The following is a 17,414-nucleotide window of genomic DNA, read 5'->3' as shown; positions in this document are numbered from 1 at the left end:
CGAAAATCTGGCAGATGCAAAAATCTACCTTGGTGGCGGCGTGTTTTTTCGCGCGCGGGCAAGCCGTGACAGCCGGGCGGTGACCTCGGGCGGGTCGAGCATGCGGCTGGCCGGTTGCGGCATTCGCCGTCGCCAGTTCGGATGTTCGGTGGTCGTGCCGGGGAGATTGGGCTGGTCCGGCAGTCCGAGCGCATCCTCCAGGGGAAGAAGCGCAAGCTCGGATGAGGCCGTGCCGATATGGGCCACCGTGGCGTCGATGACCGCTTCGGGCTCCCGATCCTGCGGCCGCGGCCCGCGGGCGCAACCGGATTGCCGGAGGGCGGACCACAGGTGACGGCGGTCCTCCGCCCGATCTGCGGCGCTTTCGCCGGCGATGCCGAGCCGCTCCCGCCAGCCGAGGTCGGTGCCGCGCCACCAGCCGGCGACGGTCGGCAGGTCGTGCGTCGTGGTCATCGCCACCGAATTGGGGCGCCAGTCGGCCGGGGGCAGGAAGCGGCGGCCCTCGCGTTCGAACCACATCACCGCCATCCCTGAAATTCCGGAGGCGGCGAGCTCGGCGCGGAAGCCTGGCGGAACGGTGCCGAGATCCTCGGCCACGATGATGCCGCGGTGGCGGACCGATTCCAGCGCCACGATCCGGCGCATGTCCGCGAACGGATAGTGAAGGTAGCACCCTTCGGCGGGGCTGGCGCCGTCGGGGACGAGCCACAGCCGGGCGAGGCCCATCGCATGGTCGATCCGCACGCCGCCGGTGAAGCGCAGCGCCGATGCCATCATGTCCCGCAGGGCGGCGAAGCCCGACCGACGCAGGCCGCGCGGCGAGACGGTGGTCAGGCCCCAGTTCTGTCCCGCACGGTTGAACGCATCCGGCGGCGCGCCGACCGAGACGCCGCGCAGCATCTCGCCCGGCCGCGCCCAGGCATCGCAGCCGGCGGGATCGGCGCCGACCGCAAGGTCGGCGATGAGGCCGATCGCCATGCCGGCGCCGCGCGCGGAGCGCTGGGCCATCTCCAGGCCCTGGCGGGCGCGGAACTGGGCGTAAAGGTGGAACGACACCTCATCGTCGAGGCGTTGGGCCGCCGCGGCGACATCGGCGCTGGCCGGATCGCGCCACGAGGCGGGCCAGCCGCGCCAGTCCCGCCCGTCGCCGCGGGCGACGCGTTCGGCGACGAGGGCTTCGAACAGTGCGTAATGCCTGATTCCCGCCGGCGCATCGTCGCGGAAGGCGCGGAATGCCGGATCCGCGCGCCCGGCGGCGAACGCCGCGCGCAGCAGCGCCTCGCGGCGGGAGAGCGCCTTGCGCCAGTCGATCAGCCCGGCCTCCGCCAGCGGCGCGCAATCGAGGGGCGCATAGGCCGGGTTCAGGGCGAAGCGGCTCGATGGCGCATAGGGGCTGTAATGATCGGGCTCGGCGGCGTGCAGGGCGTGAATGGGGCTGATCGCCAGGGCATCGGCGCCGAGGCGGCCGGCCGGCCCGGCAAGATCGGCCAGGGCGGCGAAATCGCCGTTGCCGCAATCGCCCTCGCGTCTCAGGCCGTAGAGCTGGACGGCAAGTCCCCACGCCTTGCCCTCCCGTCCGGCGGCGGCGAGCGCGTCGGCCACGGTGTGGGCGCGCCGCGGCGCGATGGCGAGCGTGCGGACGCCTGAGGCCGTCTCCAGACGGTGATAGCCCGGCGGCAGGGTGGCGGGCAGCGTGGCGTTCCCGCCGGCAGCCGTGCCGGGCGTGACATCGAGCCGACGCCCGTCCTCGAGATGGATGACCGCCGGGCCGCGGAGTGCCGGAAGCGTCAGCGCTTCGCCCGCGGTCGCGGCGAGCAGGGGCGCGGCCGCGCGGTCCTCGTCGTCGAGCCGGCGCATGGTGTCGCGGCACGCCGCGTCGGTGCTCGCTTCGAGGCCGAGGCAGCCGAGGATCGCGCGAAGCGTGGCCGGCGAGACCGTGCGCCGGACGCCCGACGCGTCCTGCCAGACCACCTGCAGGCCCGCCCGCTCGGCGAGCGCGTGCAATGCCGATCCGCTCATGCCGTTGGCGGCGCGAGCTCGGCGCCGAGGATCATCATCGACCGCGCGGCGACGGTGAGATCGGGGCCGTCCACCGGGCGGCGGGACTGCTCCGCCCGGGCGGAATCGATTTCGACGATCCAGGCGAAGGCGGGTGCGGGCAGGGTGAAGACCCTGTCATCCTCGGAGGCGTTCAGCAGCAGCAGGGTTGCCTCGCGCCGCCGTTCGCTCGCGGTGGCGCGCCGCAGCACCAGCAGGCGCGCCGCGGCATCGGACCAGGCGTGACTGTCGAGCGGGTTTCCGGCCTCGTCGAACCAGGCGGTGTCCGGCAGGTCATCCGCGATCATGCCGATACCGTGGAGAAAGACGGCGCTGCGCAGACTGGGATAGCGGCGACGCACGGCGGCCAGCGCGGTGACGAAGCCGAGCATGCCGGTGCCGGACTCGTCGTCGAGCGCGGTCCAGTCGAGCCAGGAAAGCTCGTTGTCCTGGCAATAGGCGTTGTTGTTCCCGCGCTGGGTGCGGTTGATCTCGTCTCCCGCGAGCAGCATCGGCGTGCCGTATGATGAAAACAACGTCGCCAGCAGCGCCCGGCGCACGCGATCGCGCAGGGCATTGATCGCGCCGTCCGCGGTCTCGCCCTCGACGCCCCAGTTCGAGGAGACGTTGTCTTCGGCGCCGTCTCGGTTGTCCTCGCCGTTGGCGAAATTATGCCGTTCCGAATACGAGACGAGATCGCGCAGGGTGAAGCCGTCATGCGCGGTGACGAAATTGACCGAGGCCGAGGGACGCCGGCGGCGGCGATCGAACAATTCGGGCGAGCCCATCAGCCGGCGCGCGATTTCCGGCCGCTGCCCGGGATCGCCACGCCAGAACCGCCGCGCGCCGTCCCTGAATGCCGCGTTCCATTCGGCGAAGCCGGGCGGATAATTGCCCAGCTGATAGCCGCCGGGCCCGAGGTCCCACGGCTCGGCGATCAGCTTGAGGCGGGAGAGCACGGGATCCTGCCGGATGGCATCGAAGAAGCCGGCGGAGGGATCGAAATCATCCGCTTCGCGGCCGAGCGTCGTTGCGAGATCGAATCTGAAACCGTCGATCCGGAAGCGCGTTGCCCAATGGCGCAGACTGTCGGTCACCATCTGCAGCACGCGCGGGTGGGCGATGTTGACCGTGTTTCCGCACCCCGTGTGGTTGACGCAGCGGCGTTGGTGGCCGGGCATAAGCCGGTAATAGCTGGCATTGTCGAGCCCGCGCCAGGAAAGCGTGGGGCCGGTCTCGTCCCCCTCGCAGGTATGATTGTAGACGACATCGAGGATGATCTCGATTCCGGCTTCGTGCAGGCGCCGGACGGTGGCGCGCAACTCGTCATCCGGGTTGTCGGGCTCGGCGAAATAGCGCCGCTCCGGCGCGAAGAAGGAAAGCGTCGAGTAGCCCCAGTAATTCGAGAGTCGCCGCTCGACGAGGAACCGGTCCTGCAGGATCGCGTGAACCGGGAGAAGCTCGATCGCGGTGATCCCGAGCCTGACGAGATGATCGATCATGCGCGGATCGCGCAGCGCGGCGAAGGTGCCGCGCCTGTCCTCGGGAAGGTCGGCGCGTTGCCGCGTCAGGCCGCGTATGTGCGCCTCGTAGATGACCGTCTCCGCCCAGCCCAGAAGCGGCTTGCGGTCATCGCCCCAGGTTGCGTCGTCGGTGAGGACGACGGCCTTGGGCATCGCCTGGGCCGAGTCACGGCGATCGAACGAGAGGTCGGCGCGGGTGGCACCAGGCCGGTAGCCGAACAACGTGTCGGACCAGCGGACCTCGCCGATCAGGGCGCGGGCGTAAGGATCGAGCAGCAGCTTGTTCGGGTTGAAGCGGTGGCCCAGTTCGGGCTGATAGGGACCATGGGCGCGGTATCCGTAGACGAGGCCGGGCAGGGCATCGGGCAGATAGCCGTGAAAGACCTCGTCCGTGCAGTCCGGCAGGTCGTAGCGCGCGATCTCGCGGCGGCCGCTCCTGTCGAACACGCATAGTTCGATCCGGTCGGCATTGGCCGAGAACACCGCGAAATTGACCCCGAACCCGTCCCAGGTCGCGCCCAGCGGATCGCACCGCCCCGCGGTCATGCATTTCGGCAGGCTCGCCATCAGCTCTCCGCACGCAGGATCAGCGCTGCCAGCGGCGGCAATGTCAGCGACAGCGACTGCGCGAATCCGTGGGCGGGGCGATCGTCACTGTCGATCCCGCCGAGATTGCCGAGGCCGCTGCCGCCATACTCGACGGCGTCGGTGTTCAGCACCTCGCGCCAGCGCCCCGGCAGCGGCACGCCCACACGGTATCGCTCACGCGGCACCGGCGTGAAGTTGCAGAGGACCAGGAGGGCGTTTGGGTCATTTCCCACATGCCGCAGCCAGGCAAAGACGCTTTGATCCGCGTCATCCTCGACCACCCAGCGGAAGCCATCCGGATCGAAATCCGTGCACGACAGCGAGGGCGTGTCGCGATAGAGATGGTTCAGGTCGCGCAACAGCAGGCGCAGGGCCGCGTGTTCCGGCGTTGCCGCCTCCGGCCAGTTCAATTCGGCATCGTGATTCCATTCCGCACTCTGGCCGAATTCCTGCCCCATGAACAACAGCTTCTTGCCAGGCTGGGTCCACATGAAGGCGAGGTAGAGCCGGAGGTTGGCCAGACGCTGCCAGGCGTCGCCGGGCATCTTGCCGAGCAGCGACCGCTTTCCGTGCACGACCTCGTCGTGCGAGATCGGCAGCACGAAGCGCTCGGAAAACGCGTAAACGAGGCCAAAGGTCATGTCGTGGTGGGAGAATTTCCGATGCACCGGATCATGTCCGACATACCGCAACGTGTCGTGCATCCAGCCCATGTTCCACTTGTGGGTGAAGCCGAGACCGCCCTGTTCGACCGGATGGCTCACCCCCGGCCACGCCGTCGATTCCTCGGCGATCAGCATGGCGCCGGGAACATTTTCAGCGATGGCGGCAGAAAGCTCCCGGAGGAAGGCGACGGCTTCGAGGTTCTCCCGCCCGCCATGGCGGTTCGGGATCCACTCGCCGGGCTGGCGCGAATAGTCGCGATACAGCATCGACGCGACCGCATCGACGCGGAGTCCATCGATGTGAAATGTCTCGAGCCAGAACACCGCGCTGGCAATCAGGAAATTCCTGACTTCGGTCCGGCCGAGATTGTAGATCAGCGTATTCCAGTCCTGATGGAATCCCTCTCTGGGATCTTCGTGTTCATAGAGCGCGGTTCCGTCGAACCGGACGAGCCCGTGGGCATCGGTCGGAAAATGTCCGGGCACCCAGTCGAGAATGACTCCGAGACCTGCCGCATGACAGCGATCGACGAAGTCCGCCAGCTCTTCCGGCGTGCCGAGGGCGGGGAGCGGCGCGAATTGCGACAGCGGCTGGTACCCCCACGACCCGCCGAAAGGGTGCGCCGTGAGCGGCAGGAATTCGATATGGGTAAAGCCGAGATCGCGCACATAGGGGATCAGCGTGTCGGCCAGTTCGCGCCAGAGCAAGGGGCGGCCATCCGGGTGACGGCGCCACGAGGGGGCGTGGACTTCGTAGATGGATAACGGCTTGTCAGAACGGGCTTCGCGCGCGGCACACCAGGCGCCATCCCGCCAGCGAAACGCCGGGACCGGCGCGACGATGGAGGCGGTTGCCGGCGGGCCCTCGACCTGCCGCGCGACGGGGTCCGATTTCTGCTGGACTTCGCCCGAGTGCTGGAGAATTTCATACTTGTAGAGAGTTCCGGCGGAAAGTTCCGGAATGAAGATCTCCCAGACGCCGGCATCGTGCCGGAACCGCATCGGGTGCCGGCGGCCATCCCAGCCGTTGAACGACCCGATAACGGAAACCCGCCGCGCGTTCGGCGCCCAGACCGCGAAGCGGACGCCCTCGACGCCCCCGATCGCGACGGGGATGGCGCCGAGGCATTCGGCGAGCCGCAGTTTCCGCCCCTCGGCGAGATCGCGGATTTCGTCGCGGCCGAGCAGCGGGCCGTAGCGGTAGGGATCGTCGATCTCCTGGCTGGAACCACCCCAATCGATCCTGAGCCGGTACGACGTGGCCTCGACCGGCGCGCTTTCGAAAATGCCGCCCGCATGCACGCGGGTCATCGGCAGTTCCAGACCCGTGCCGCACAGGAGCGTGACGCCGCTCGCGCCGGGCTGGAGGGTCCGGACGAACGTTCCGAGCGGCCCATGGCAGGGACCAAGCACGCTGAACGGGTCGGCATGGGTTCCGGCCGCAAGCGCGTCCAGCGTTTCGTCAGCCGATGCCGGCATCCCCGCCTCCCTCGTGCCGCTCATGAATCCGGACCAGACCGCTCAGCGGGATGTCGATCCAGCCGGGCCGGTTCGCCGCCTCGTAACAGATTTCATACGCGGCCTTCTCGATCATGAACAATGCCAGGACATCGCGCCACGCGACTTCCGTGATCCATGGCCGCGGGGCCGTCATCGCGACCGCGCGATAGGCCTCGATGAAGGCCGCGGCGGCATCGGTGCGAAAGCGCGCGATCATGGCCTGCTGACGGTCTTCGCCGCGTTCGCTGGCCGCGAAAGCCGCGCGCTCCACCGTGGCGGCCGCGTAATCGAGGGATCGCAACAGACCGGCGACATCACGCAGGGGAGAGGATTTCTTCCGCCGCTCGGCAATCGGCTTGATGGGCTCGCCTTCGAAATCGATGATGAACGCATCGCCCTGCGCCACCAGAACCTGGCCGAGATGAAAGTCGCCATGCACACGGGTCAGCAGGGTTCCGGCGCCCGCCTCGGCGAGGCGCCGCAATCGGGTTTCGATCGCCGTCCGCTCGTCGCGCAGGCGCCGGATCAGGCCTTGCGTTTCCGGCCCGGCCCGGTCGGCCATCTGTTCGACCGCGGCGACGGCGGCGTCCAGCTGGCCTTTCGCGCCCTCGGCCCATGCCGCGATCTCGGCCTCGCCGGCCCGTTCGGGCGCGAAATCGGGTCCGGTGCCGAACTGCGCGAGGACCGAGTGCATCTCCGCGAGGCGCCGTCCGATCACCGAGACGAAGGAGAGATAGCCGGAGAGCGGATCGATCCCGCCGGGGTCGCGGAGTTCGGCGTGAATCGCGCCATCGACCGCGCGCCCGAGGACATCCAGCGTCCACTGCCAGGCATCGCCCTGGTTGCGGACAAACTGCTGGACGACGATCAGTGTGCGCCGTTCGCCATCCGGATCGAGCCGCACGACTTCGCCCAGCAATGCGGGGATGTTCGCAAAGGACGCGTCGGTCAGAAAGCGGCTCATTTCGGTTTCGGGATGAATCCCGCGCTCCGTCCGCCGCAGGATCTTCATGACCGCGGCGTCGCCGACGATCAGGGAACTGTTGGATTGTTCGGCGGAAAAGCGGCGGATTTCCGCATCGTCGAGCGGCGGCAGGTCGTCGATCAGCGCGGTGGGTTCATAGCTGAGCCGGCCCGAGGCGAGCGAGATGCAGGATTTTGTCCTCAATCTGGCGATGATGTCGTGGCAGAAGCGGTCGACCGCAAATGCGTCCGTCAGATAGCCGACCCGGCGGTGCCGGCGAATGCGGGCCAAGGCGAGCTGCTGGACGATACTTGCAACCGGGCCGTCATCCCAAACCACCGCGAGCGGCAGGAGATACACATCCCCCCTCCCCTCGCCCGCGAACTCGACCTCGATTTCGCAGAGCAGGAAATCGTCCTCCGCCGTGCCGAGCATATGGGCATTGGCGATCGTCACGCTCCGGACATGCCTGTCCTTCGCGGCGAACCAGCGCCGCCGCTGGAGATAGGGCGGGAGAATTTCGGTCTCGAGACTGTGCCGGCTGTCGACGGCAACGAGGTCGGCGAGGCCGAGCCGCATGACGAGGGTGATGTAATCGGGCAGCGGCTCCGACGGCTGGATGCGCCAGAAGGGCATCGCCGCTTCGGTCGTCAGGCTGAACCAGTAGAATGCGAACGGCGGCAGGGTCAGCATGTAGGGAAGCTGGCCCACCGGCGGGAACGGCGCGCCGCCGATGAGGTCGAGCGGAATTCGGCCACCGAAGGCCGCGAGGTCGAGTTCGACCGCCTGGGCGGTGCGGGCGAGGTTGTAGACGCAGAGTATCGTTTCCTCTCCGCCGTCCTGATCGGTCCACTCCCGCACATAGGCGAGCACCTTCCGGTTGCCGGGATAGAGAAAGCGCAAGCCGCCGCGCCCGAATGCGCGATGCCGGCGGCGGACGGCGAGCATCCTGCGCATCCAGTTCAGCAGCGAATACGGATCCTTCGCCTGCGCCTCGACATTCAGCGCCTGATAGCCGTAGAGCGGATCCATGATCGGCGGCAGGACGAGGGCGGCCGGGTCCGCGCGCGAGAAGCCGCCATTGCGGTCGGGCGACCACTGCATCGGCGTTCGCACGCCATCCCGATCGCCGAGATGGATGTTGTCGCCCATGCCGATCTCGTCGCCATAGTAGATGACCGGCGTGCCGGGCATCGACAGCAGCAGGCCGTTCATCAGCTCGATGCGGCGCCGGTCCCGTTCGAGCAGGGGGGCGAGGCGGCGGCGAATGCCGAGATTGATCCGTGCCCGGCGATCGGCTGCGTAGGTTTCCCAAAGGTAATCACGTTCCTTGTCCGTAACCATTTCGAGCGTGAGCTCGTCGTGGTTGCGCAGGAACACCGCCCACTGGCAGTTTTCCGGAATCTCCGGTGTCTGGCGCATGATGTCGGAAATGGGGAAGCGGTCCTCCTGGGCGATCGCCATATACATGCGCGGCATCAGCGGGAAATGAAACGCCATGTGGCACTCATCGCCTTCGCCGAAATAGGGGCGGGCGTCCTCGGGCCATTGATTGGCTTCGGCGAGGAGCATCCGCCCGGGCGCATGGGCATCGAGCGCGGCGCGGATCTGCTTCAGGATGGCGTGGGTTTCCGGGAGGTTTTCGTTGTTCGTTCCGTCACGCTCGATCAGGTAGGGGACCGCATCGAGCCGCATGCCGTCCACGCCGAGATCGAGCCAGAAGCGCATGATGCCCAGCACTTCCTGCAGGACACGCGGATTGTCGAAATTGAGATCTGGCTGGTGACTGTAGAACCGATGCCAGTAATAGGCTCCCGCCACCGGATCCCACGTCCAGTTCGATTTCTCGGTATCGAGAAAGATGATGCGTGTGCCGTCGTATTTCCGGTCGGTGTCGGACCAGACATAGTAGTTCCGCGCCGACGAGCCCGGCCGGGCATGCCGTGCGCGCTGGAACCAGGGGTGCTGATCGGACGTGTGGTTGACGACGAGTTCGGTAATGACGCGCAAGCCGCGGCGGTGCGCCGCGTCGATGAAGCGCCGCAGGTCGCCAAGCGAGCCGTATTCGGGATGAACCGCGCGATAGGCGCTGATGTCGTATCCGTCATCGCGGCGCGGCGAGGGATAGAACGGCAGGATCCAGACGGCCGTCACGCCGAGTTCGGCGATATAATCGAGCTTTTCGGTCAAGCCGGCAAAGTCGCCGACGCCATCGTTGTTCTTGTCGAAGAACGATTTGACGTGAACCTGATAGATCACCGCGTCCTTGTACCAGAGCGGATCGAACATGTTCGCCTGGGGTCGAATGATCTGATCGGTCAATGATGTCATTTGCGAATCCTCCAGATGCTGAAGGGTAGTTCGCCCGGGTCGAAATCGACGACCTGCTGCCGCCCGTGCCAGGTGAATGCGACGCCGCGCATGAGATCTTCGAGATGCAGGGCATCCCGCCCGGAAGACCCGTAGCGTTCGAGAGGGAGGTCGATCCTGGTTGTCTGCCACTGGCGGGGATCGAAACTGATTGCGACCAGCACGATGTTCGAGCGATCGGGACTGGCCTTTTCGAAGCACAGGACGTTGTCATTATCGCAATCGATGAAGTGCACGCCGAGGTGGCTTTGCAGGGCCGGGTTCTGCCGGCGGATCCGGTTGAGCAGGGAAATTTCCGCCACGATATTTCCGGACCGCCCATAATCCCAGCTTCTGATCTGGTATTTTTCCGAATCGAGATATTCCTCCGTCCCTGGCGGCGCGGCGGCTTCGCAGAGCTCGAAGCCGTTATAGACGCCCCAGAGGCCGGACAGCGTCGCGGCGAGGGCCGCGCGGATCAGGAAGCCGGGGCGGCTGCATGTCTGCAGGAACGCGGGATTTATGTCCGGCGTGTTGACGAAGAAATGGGGACGGAAATAGTCCCGTGTCGATGACTGCGTCAGTTCGACGAGGTAATTTTTCATTTCGTCAGCGGAATTTCTCCAGGTGAAATAGGTGTAGGATTGCGAGAATCCGATCTTCGCCAGGCGGTGCATGATCTTCGGCCGGGTAAAGGCCTCGGAGAGAAAGATCACGTCGGGATGGTTCCGCCGGATATCGGCGATCAGCCACTCCCAGAACGGGAACGGCTTGGTATGCGGATTGTCGACGCGAAAGATCCGTATCCCCTCGCGGATCCAGAAGAGGACGATATCGCGCAAGGCATGCCAGAGCGCGGGTTGCGCGCCATCGGCGTAGAAATCGACATTCACGATATCCTGGTATTTCTTCGGCGGATTTTCGGCATACTTGATCGAGCCGTCCGGCCGCCAGTCGAACCATTCCGGGTGCTCGGCCAGCCATGGATGGTCCGGAGCGCACTGGATGGCGAAGTCCAGCGCGATTTCGAGGCCCTGCCCGGCCGCCGCAGAGATCAGGCGGCGAAAATCGTCGAACGAGCCGAGCTCGGGATGGATCGCGTCATGCCCACCCTCGGCGCCGCCGATGGCGTAGGGGCTTCCCGGATCGCCGGGATTGGCGACGAGCGTGTTGTTCGGCCCCTTGCGGTTCTTCCGGCCGATGGGATGGATCGGCGGGAAATACAGGACATCGAATCCCATGGCGCGGATTCGCGGCAATGCGGCGATCACGTCGTCGAAGGTGCCATGGCGATCGGCGTCGCCGCTCTGGCTGCGGGGGAAGATTTCGTACCAGCTCGCGAAACCCGCGGCGCGACGCTCGGAATCGATCGGCAAGGCGGGTTCGTGCCGTGCCAGGAAGCGACGCTCCTCGGCATCGCGCATCGCGGCGATGATGGCGGGCGCGGTCAGTTTTCCGACCTGCTCTCCGGGAGCGCAGCGTTCGAGTCCCGCTCGGCATTCGGCCAGAATGGTTCTGGCCTCTTCGCCGGCCCGCGCGATCGCGGCGTCCAGCAACTGCCGGCCTTCAACAAGCTCAAGCCGGACATCGAGGCCGGCCTCGTGTTTCTTCGCGAGCTCGTCGGCGAAGGTGCCGTAGCGATCCACCCATGCCTCGATGGTGAATTCGGCGCGGCCGATCGCGCTCAGCCCGAATTGGGCGCGCCAGCGATCGTTGCCGATGGCCGCCATCGGCGCGCGCCGCCAGGCTGGCTCGCCGGACATCCGCCAGAGCAGGTCGGCCGCGAGGCGGCCGTGGCCGTCGCAAAGGAGATCGGCCTCGACCGTCACGTCTTCACCGGCCATCCGCTTCACCGGAAAGCGCCCGCCATCGACGGCCGGCGCAATCGCCTCGATCGCGATGCGCGGCGCATCGACCGAATGGCGCGGGGATTCCGGTGAATGGTGGGCGGGCAGCGGCGAGGTCGTGAACCAGGCAAGGCCGGCGGCGTTCCATCCCTCGAGCGGGACCGGAACCGGCGCCGCGGCCCGGCCGGCCAGAAACGCATGCAGTTCGTGGCGATCGGGCTCGGCACCCGTTGGGGAGCAGGCGAGCGCCAGTCCGCGGCCATCGGCGCCGAACCGGGCGAACAGGGACGTTGCCGCGTGCGGCGGCGCGAGGCTGAAGGGCCGCCCCGCGAACACCTCGCGCTCGGTCCGACGCAAGCTGTTGAGCGCCGTCACGGCGGCGCGCTGGCGGGGCGGAATGGCGGCGTTCATCACCCAGGCCGTGCCGAGAAAGCCCGCGAGGGCGAGGCGCCAGTCCGCGACGGTTTGCGACGCCGCGAGCGGCGGCACGGCGAAGCTGGCCACGTTGCCCGCGCAGGCGATCCGTTCGAGATCGTCGGCGAGCCAGGCGGCCTCGCCATCCCACCAGCACGACGATGCGGCGATGTGATCGAATTCCCCGCCCACGAGGCCGGCGATCTGCGGCGGCGCCGCGCCGAAGGGGGCGGCGATGGCGGTCCAGCCCGGATTGCGCGCGCGCGCGTCGCGGTTCAGCCGCGCGGCCGCCGCCACCGGCATGCGGTGCGCGCCGAGCAGGCAGAGGCCGTCCAGACCGTGTTCCTGGAGCCGGAGGACCAGGTCGTTCCACCAGGCGTCCGGAACGCCATCCGCGCCGAAGCGGAACGCCAGCCCGTCGGCGGTGTAGGTGAACCAGCCGGGATGGCGCCGCACCAGCGCCGCGCCCGGCGCGACCTGATCGAGCCGGAGTTCGAGGCACATCGCGAGCCCGTGCCGCCTGGCCTCGCCCGCAAGCCGGGCGAGTGCCGGCATGGAGGGCCCGCCATCGGGCGCAATCAGCAGGGGGTCGAGCTCGGAGGCGGCGTCGCGCGACGGATCGGTGGCGAACGGCCCGCCGATCAGGATGGTATCGAACCCCAGATCCGCCGCATCGGCGATTTGCGTCGCGACATCGTCGAACGTCGCGCTCGCCAGGGGATCGATGCGGCGGATCGAGACGGGGGCGGGCGCCCGGTTCGCAGTCGTCGCGGCCGGCTCGTTCATGCGGCGCAGCTCCACTTGGCATCAGGCGAGGTTCGGTGCCCGCGGCGGCGCGATTCTGCCCGCGGGGACGGAAGCCGGCCCTCTGGTCATGTTACAGCCCTTCCGATGTGGGCCGGCAGAGGGAGCTGGTCAACCCACGAGACGGCCCGCCGTCAGATCGGCGGCGGTCGGCGTCCGGCCCAGGGGGCGGCCTGTTCGAGCTGCGCGGCGAGGCGGAACAGCGTCGCCTCGTCGCCGGAGCGGCCGATGAACTGCATGCCGATCGGCAGGCCGTCCGGCCCGTGATGCAGCGGCACCGACATTGCCGGCACGAAGGTCAGGTTGGCGAGCTGGGTGAAGGGGGTGCGTTCGAGGTTGCGGAAGGCCAGATCGTCGACCACGCCGGAGCGGATCAGCAGCCCGCCGGCGCGCGCGCGGCTGATCAGCCGGCTCAGCGCCTGGATGGCGGGCGGGGAGTCGAGCTCGCCGATCCGCGCCGGACCGAGTGCGGTGGTCGGGGTGAGGTAGAGATCGTAGGTTTCGTGGAAGGCGCCGAGGGCGCGGGCGAAGCCGTTCCACTGCTCGCGCAGCTCGGCATAGGCGCCGGCCGACATGGCGCGGCCGATCGCCGCGATGGCCCTGGTATCCGGGTGGAAATCGGACTCGCGGCAGCCGTGCCGGCGTTTCAGCGTGGACAGCATCGCGGCGACCTGGCCGTAATACATGCCCATGTAGCAGCGGGCGAGCAGGGTGCCGTCGATCGCGGGTTCGGCCTCCTCGACGATGTGGCCGAGCGACTCGAGGAGGTGCGCGGTGGCGCGGGTCGCCTCGGCGATCTCGGGGGCGACGCGGCCGCCGATCGGCGAGCGGAGCGAAAAGGCGATCCTGAGCTGGCCCGGCGCCGCGCCGAGTTCGGCGACGAAGGGCCGCGCCGGCGGGGCGATGACGAAGGGATCGCCGGGCGCCGGGCCGGCCAGGCAATCGAGCATGGCGGCGGAATCGCGGACGCTACGGGTCACGACATGGTCGGCCACCGCGCCGTCCCACACCTCGCCGGCCAGGGGGCCGGCGGTGACCCGGCCGCGCGAGGGCTTGAGCCCGAACAGGCCGCAATAGGCGGCGGGGATGCGGATCGACCCGCCGCCATCGGAGGCGCCGGCCATCGGCACGTAGCCGGCGGCGACGGCCGCACCGGCGCCGCCGGAGGAGCCGCCGGGCGTGTGCGCGGGATTCCACGGGTTGCGGGTGGCGCCGTGCAGCCGGGTTTCGGTGATCGCCTTCAGGCCGAGTTCCGGCGAGGTGGTGGTTCCGGCGATCACCAGCCCGGCGCGCAGGCAGCGCTCGACGTAATAAGCGGAACGGGCGGCGACGTTATGGCGCATCGCATGGGCGCCCATCGTCATCGGCGCGCCTTCGTAGTCGTGACCCAGATCCTTCAGCAGGAAGGGCACGCCGGCGAAGGGGCCGTTGAGGCCGGCGGCGATCTGCCGCCGGGCGCGGTCGCGCAGGTCGGCGGCGATGGCGTTGTATCGGCCATCGCACGAGTCGATTCGCGCCAGCGTCGCGTCGAGCAGTTCGTCCGGCGAGAGTTCGCCGGCGCGGATCAGCCCGGCAAGCGACGTGGCGTCATGATCGCGCAGTTCGTCAGTCGGCATCCCGCATTAAAGGGACAATTTGAGCCAGGAGGCAACTTCGCCGGCAACGCCGCGGCGGAACGCCAGCACGCAGGCGATGAAGATCGTTCCCTGGATCACCGTGACCCAGTCGCTGAAGCTGGCGAGGTAGTATTGCATCGCGACGATGATCGCCGCGCCGACCAGCGGGCCGAAGACGGTGCCGATGCCGCCGACCAGCACCATCAGGACGACGAGGCCGGATGTCACGTTGCCGACATCGGTGAGCGTCGCGATGCGGACGACCAGGGCATTCAACCCGCCGGCCACGCCGCCGAGGGCGGCGGCCAGGACGAAGATGATCCACTTGTAGTGCTCGACCTTGTAGCCGAGCGATATGGCGCGGTTCTCGTTCTCCCGGATCGCCTTCACCACCTGCCCGAAGGGCGAGTGGATCACCCGGTGCACGAAGAGGAACCCCAGGATGAACACCGCGAAGACCAGCCAGTAGATCTGCTTGTCGGCATGCAAGGGGATGCTGCCGAAGAGCGCGCCGCGCGGGATGTTCTGGATGCCGTTCTCGCCGCCGGTGAAGCCGGTGTCCTGCACGGCGAAGAAATAGACCAGCTGGGCGAGCGCCAGCGTGATCATCGCGAAATAGATGGTCTGCCGGCGGATGGCGAGCCAGCCGAACACGACGCCGATCGCGGCGGCGGTGAGGCCGCCGAGGAGAAGGCCGACCTCGGTCGAGGCGTGCATCGTCTGGATCATGTAGCCGGCGACATAGCCGCCCATGCCGAAGAACGCGGCCTGGCCGAGCGACAGCAGGCCGGTGTAGCCCATGAGCAGGTTCGCCCCCATCGCGAACAGGGCGAAGCACATCACCTGCATGACGAAGATCGGGTAGACGACGAACGGGGCGACCGCGAGAAGCGCGGCCATGAGAAGAAAGCCCACGGCCTGGGCACGGGTGAAACCGAACATCACGCCACCCTTCCGAACAGGCCGGCCGGACGGGCCAGCAGCACCACGGCCATCACCGCGAACACGACCACCGACGACGCCGCCGGGTAATAGACCTCGGTGAAGCCCTGGATGATGCCAAGACCGAAGCCGGTGAGGATGGCGCCGCCGATCGATCCCATGCCGCCGATGACGACGACGGCGAAGACGGTGTTGATCAGGTCGGTTCCCATGCCCGGGTTCACCGAATAGAGCGGCGCCGCCAGCACGCCGGCGAGCCCCGCGAGGGCGACGCCGGCGGCGAAGGTGAGCGCGATCACGCGCGGCACGTTCACGCCGAAGGCCTGCACGAGCGAGGGGTTCTCCGTCGCGGCGCGCAGCAATGCGCCGAGGCTCGTCTTCTCGATCACGAACCACACCGCGACGCAGATGACGATCGCCGCGACGACCACGAAGCCGCGATAGACCGGCAGATACATGAAGCCGAGATCCAGCGTGCCGGAGAGGATGCCCGGCGCGGAATAGGACACGCCGGAGCTGCCATAGGCGTTGGTGAACAGCCCTTCGAGCACGAGGGCGAGGCCGAAGGTCAGCAGCAGGCCATAGAGAATGTCGAGCTTGTAGGTGAAGCGGATCAGCGTGCGTTCGAGCCCGAGCCCGAACGCACCGACCATGACGGGGGCGAGCACCATCGCCGGCCAGTAGCCGATGCCGAGATAATGCAGCAGCCCCCAGGTCACGAAGGCGCCGACCATGAAGAGCGCGCCATGCGCGAAGTTGATCACGTTGAGCAGGCCGAAGATGATCGCCAGCCCGAGCGACAGCATCGCATAGAACGAGCCGTTGATGATGCCGAGCAGCAACTGCCCGAACAGCAGCGGCGCCGGCTTGCCGAGGATCATGAGCATGACGTGGATCTCTTCATGGCAGGCTGTGCCTCAGGCCTTGACCAGCGGGCAGCCTTCTGCCGCCATCGGCATGAAGGCGTCCTTCGCGGGGGTGGTCGCGAGGAGTTCGTAGTAGTCCCACGGCTCCTTGCTCTCGGAGGGCGACTTCACGCGGAACAGGTAGGCGTCGCACATGAAGCGGCCATCCTCGCGGATGTACTTCTTGCCGTAGGCGTCGTCATCGGTCGGCATCTTCTTCATCTGGGCGATGACGGCGGCGCCGTTCTTGACGTCCTTCATGTTGTTCATGGCCTCGACGGCCTTGAGGAAGTGCAGCGTGCCGGAGTAGCAGCCGGCCTGGCCCATCGAGGGGTAGTTGTTCGGCGTGCGGGGCTTCACGCGCTTCATGAAGGCGCGCGTGCGGTCGTTCAGGTTCCAGTAGAAGCTCTCGGTCAGCGTCAGGCCCTGGGCGATATCGAGACCCATGCCGTGGACGTCGTTCAGGAAGATCAGCAGACCGGCGATCCGCATCTTCTTGTTGAGGCCGAACTGGTGCGCCTGCTTGATCGAGTTGACCGTGTCCTTGCCGGCGTTGGCGAGGCCGAGCACGTCGGCGCCGGAGGACTGGGCCTGGATCAGGTAGGAGGAGAAGTCGGTCGTCTGCGGGAACGGATAGTTGATGTTGCCCAGCACCTGGCCGCCCATCTGCTTGACGACCGCCGCGGTCTGGTCATGCAGCAGGTGGCCGAACGCGTAATCGGCGGTGATGAAGAACCACTTCTTGCCGCCAGCCTTGACGATGGCGCCGCCGGTGGAGTGCGACAGCATGTAGGTGTCGTAGGTCCAGTGCACGGTCTGCGCGTTGCAGAACTTGCCGGTGATTTCGGACGACGCCGAGTTCGTGTTGATGTAGGCGCGGTTCTTGTCGTGCGCGACGCCCTCGATGGCGATGCCGATCGCCGAGTTCGGCACGTCGATCACGAGGTCGGCGCCCTCATCGTAGAAGCGGCGCGCGAGAGCGGTGCCGACGCCGGGATTTTCCTGGTGATCGCCCTTGATCACCTCGACGTCGTAGCCCTTCTGCTTGGCGCCGAAATCGGCGATCGCCTGCTCGACGCAGGCCACCGAGGTCGGGCCGCCGATGTCGCGATAGGGACCGGAGAAATCGCTGATCACCGCGATCTTGAGCTTCTTCGCCGAGGCCGCGCGCGCCCGCGCGCCCGGCAGGGTGGCGGCGGCAACACCGGCGGCGGCGCCGCCGAGAAGGTTTCTTCTGGTCAGGTCCATGGATGTTTCCTT

Annotated in this window: 9 protein-coding genes; all 9 read right to left on the bottom strand. The window is 67.6% G+C overall.

The features are described 5' to 3' along the window. Window positions 1-24 precede the first annotated feature (24 nt). The 9 genes from malQ to ACRY_RS17160 all read right to left on the bottom strand — a co-directional run bounded on the left by malQ (window position 25) and on the right by ACRY_RS17160 (window position 17,402). Window positions 25-2,019 (bottom strand): 4-alpha-glucanotransferase, encoded by a 1,995-nt coding sequence (gene malQ, locus ACRY_RS17200; RefSeq protein ID WP_012040424.1) that lies wholly within the window; start codon window positions 2,017-2,019, stop codon window positions 25-27. Beyond that, window positions 2,016-4,127, bottom strand: coding sequence for a glycogen debranching protein GlgX (glgX, locus tag ACRY_RS17195; RefSeq protein WP_012040423.1), 2,112 nt, complete (start codon window positions 4,125-4,127; stop codon window positions 2,016-2,018). Before glgX ends, malQ begins: the two co-directional genes overlap by 4 nt. Beyond that, window positions 4,127-6,292 carry a 1,4-alpha-glucan branching protein GlgB gene (gene glgB / locus ACRY_RS17190; protein WP_012040422.1) on the bottom strand — a complete coding sequence of 722 codons (2,166 nt, stop codon included), beginning with the start codon at window positions 6,290-6,292 and terminating at the stop codon, window positions 4,127-4,129. Before glgB ends, glgX begins: the two co-directional genes overlap by 1 nt. Beyond that, entirely contained in the window at window positions 6,276-9,608 is a 3,333-nt protein-coding gene (treS, locus tag ACRY_RS17185; RefSeq protein WP_012040421.1) for a maltose alpha-D-glucosyltransferase, read from the bottom strand. Before treS ends, glgB begins: the two co-directional genes overlap by 17 nt. Next, on the bottom strand, window positions 9,605-12,673 hold the full coding sequence (locus ACRY_RS17180) for a maltotransferase domain-containing protein (RefSeq protein WP_012040420.1): 3,069 nt from the start codon (window positions 12,671-12,673) through the stop codon (window positions 9,605-9,607). The genes treS and ACRY_RS17180 overlap by 4 nt, the downstream gene beginning before the upstream one ends. A 152-nt stretch (window positions 12,674-12,825) precedes the next feature. Further along, window positions 12,826-14,307 (bottom strand): amidase, encoded by a 1,482-nt coding sequence (locus ACRY_RS17175; RefSeq protein WP_012040419.1) that lies wholly within the window; start codon window positions 14,305-14,307, stop codon window positions 12,826-12,828. A 6-nt stretch (window positions 14,308-14,313) separates the two neighbouring features. Beyond that, window positions 14,314-15,249, bottom strand: a complete 936-nt coding sequence (locus ACRY_RS17170) for a branched-chain amino acid ABC transporter permease (RefSeq protein ID WP_007421722.1) — start codon at window positions 15,247-15,249, stop codon at window positions 14,314-14,316. Beyond that, window positions 15,249-16,136, bottom strand: coding sequence for a branched-chain amino acid ABC transporter permease (locus ACRY_RS17165; protein WP_007421721.1), 888 nt, complete (start codon window positions 16,134-16,136; stop codon window positions 15,249-15,251). The genes ACRY_RS17170 and ACRY_RS17165 overlap by 1 nt, the downstream gene beginning before the upstream one ends. Window positions 16,137-16,166: 30 nt before the next feature. Continuing rightward, the gene (locus ACRY_RS17160; protein ID WP_007421720.1) at window positions 16,167-17,402 is read right to left on the bottom strand and encodes an ABC transporter substrate-binding protein; all 1,236 of its coding nucleotides are present in this window, start codon (window positions 17,400-17,402) and stop codon (window positions 16,167-16,169) included. Window positions 17,403-17,414 lie beyond the last annotated feature (12 nt).

The sequence above is a fragment of the Acidiphilium cryptum JF-5 genome, assembly GCF_000016725.1.
Classification (GTDB): Bacteria; Pseudomonadota; Alphaproteobacteria; order Acetobacterales; family Acetobacteraceae; genus Acidiphilium; species Acidiphilium multivorum.
The sequence above is the reverse complement of the archived record's forward strand: the minus strand, read 5'-3'. Positions and strand labels throughout refer to the sequence as shown.

What these genes read in the sequence shown, in the direction of transcription:
- ACRY_RS17175 (WP_012040419.1), bottom strand. Translation starts at nt 14,307, where the DNA reads ATGCCGACTGACGAACTGCGCGATCATGACGCCACGTCGCTTGCCGGG.
- ACRY_RS17170 (WP_007421722.1), bottom strand. Translation starts at nt 15,249, where the DNA reads ATGTTCGGTTTCACCCGTGCCCAGGCCGTGGGCTTTCTTCTCATGGCC.
- glgX (WP_012040423.1), bottom strand. Translation starts at nt 4,127, where the DNA reads ATGGCGAGCCTGCCGAAATGCATGACCGCGGGGCGGTGCGATCCGCTG.
- ACRY_RS17165 (WP_007421721.1), bottom strand. Translation starts at nt 16,136, where the DNA reads ATGCTCATGATCCTCGGCAAGCCGGCGCCGCTGCTGTTCGGGCAGTTG.
- ACRY_RS17180 (WP_012040420.1), bottom strand. Translation starts at nt 12,673, where the DNA reads ATGAACGAGCCGGCCGCGACGACTGCGAACCGGGCGCCCGCCCCCGTC.
- glgB (WP_012040422.1), bottom strand. Translation starts at nt 6,292, where the DNA reads ATGCCGGCATCGGCTGACGAAACGCTGGACGCGCTTGCGGCCGGAACC.
- malQ (WP_012040424.1), bottom strand. Translation starts at nt 2,019, where the DNA reads ATGAGCGGATCGGCATTGCACGCGCTCGCCGAGCGGGCGGGCCTGCAG.
- ACRY_RS17160 (WP_007421720.1), bottom strand. Translation starts at nt 17,402, where the DNA reads ATGGACCTGACCAGAAGAAACCTTCTCGGCGGCGCCGCCGCCGGTGTT.
- treS (WP_012040421.1), bottom strand. Translation starts at nt 9,608, where the DNA reads ATGACATCATTGACCGATCAGATCATTCGACCCCAGGCGAACATGTTC.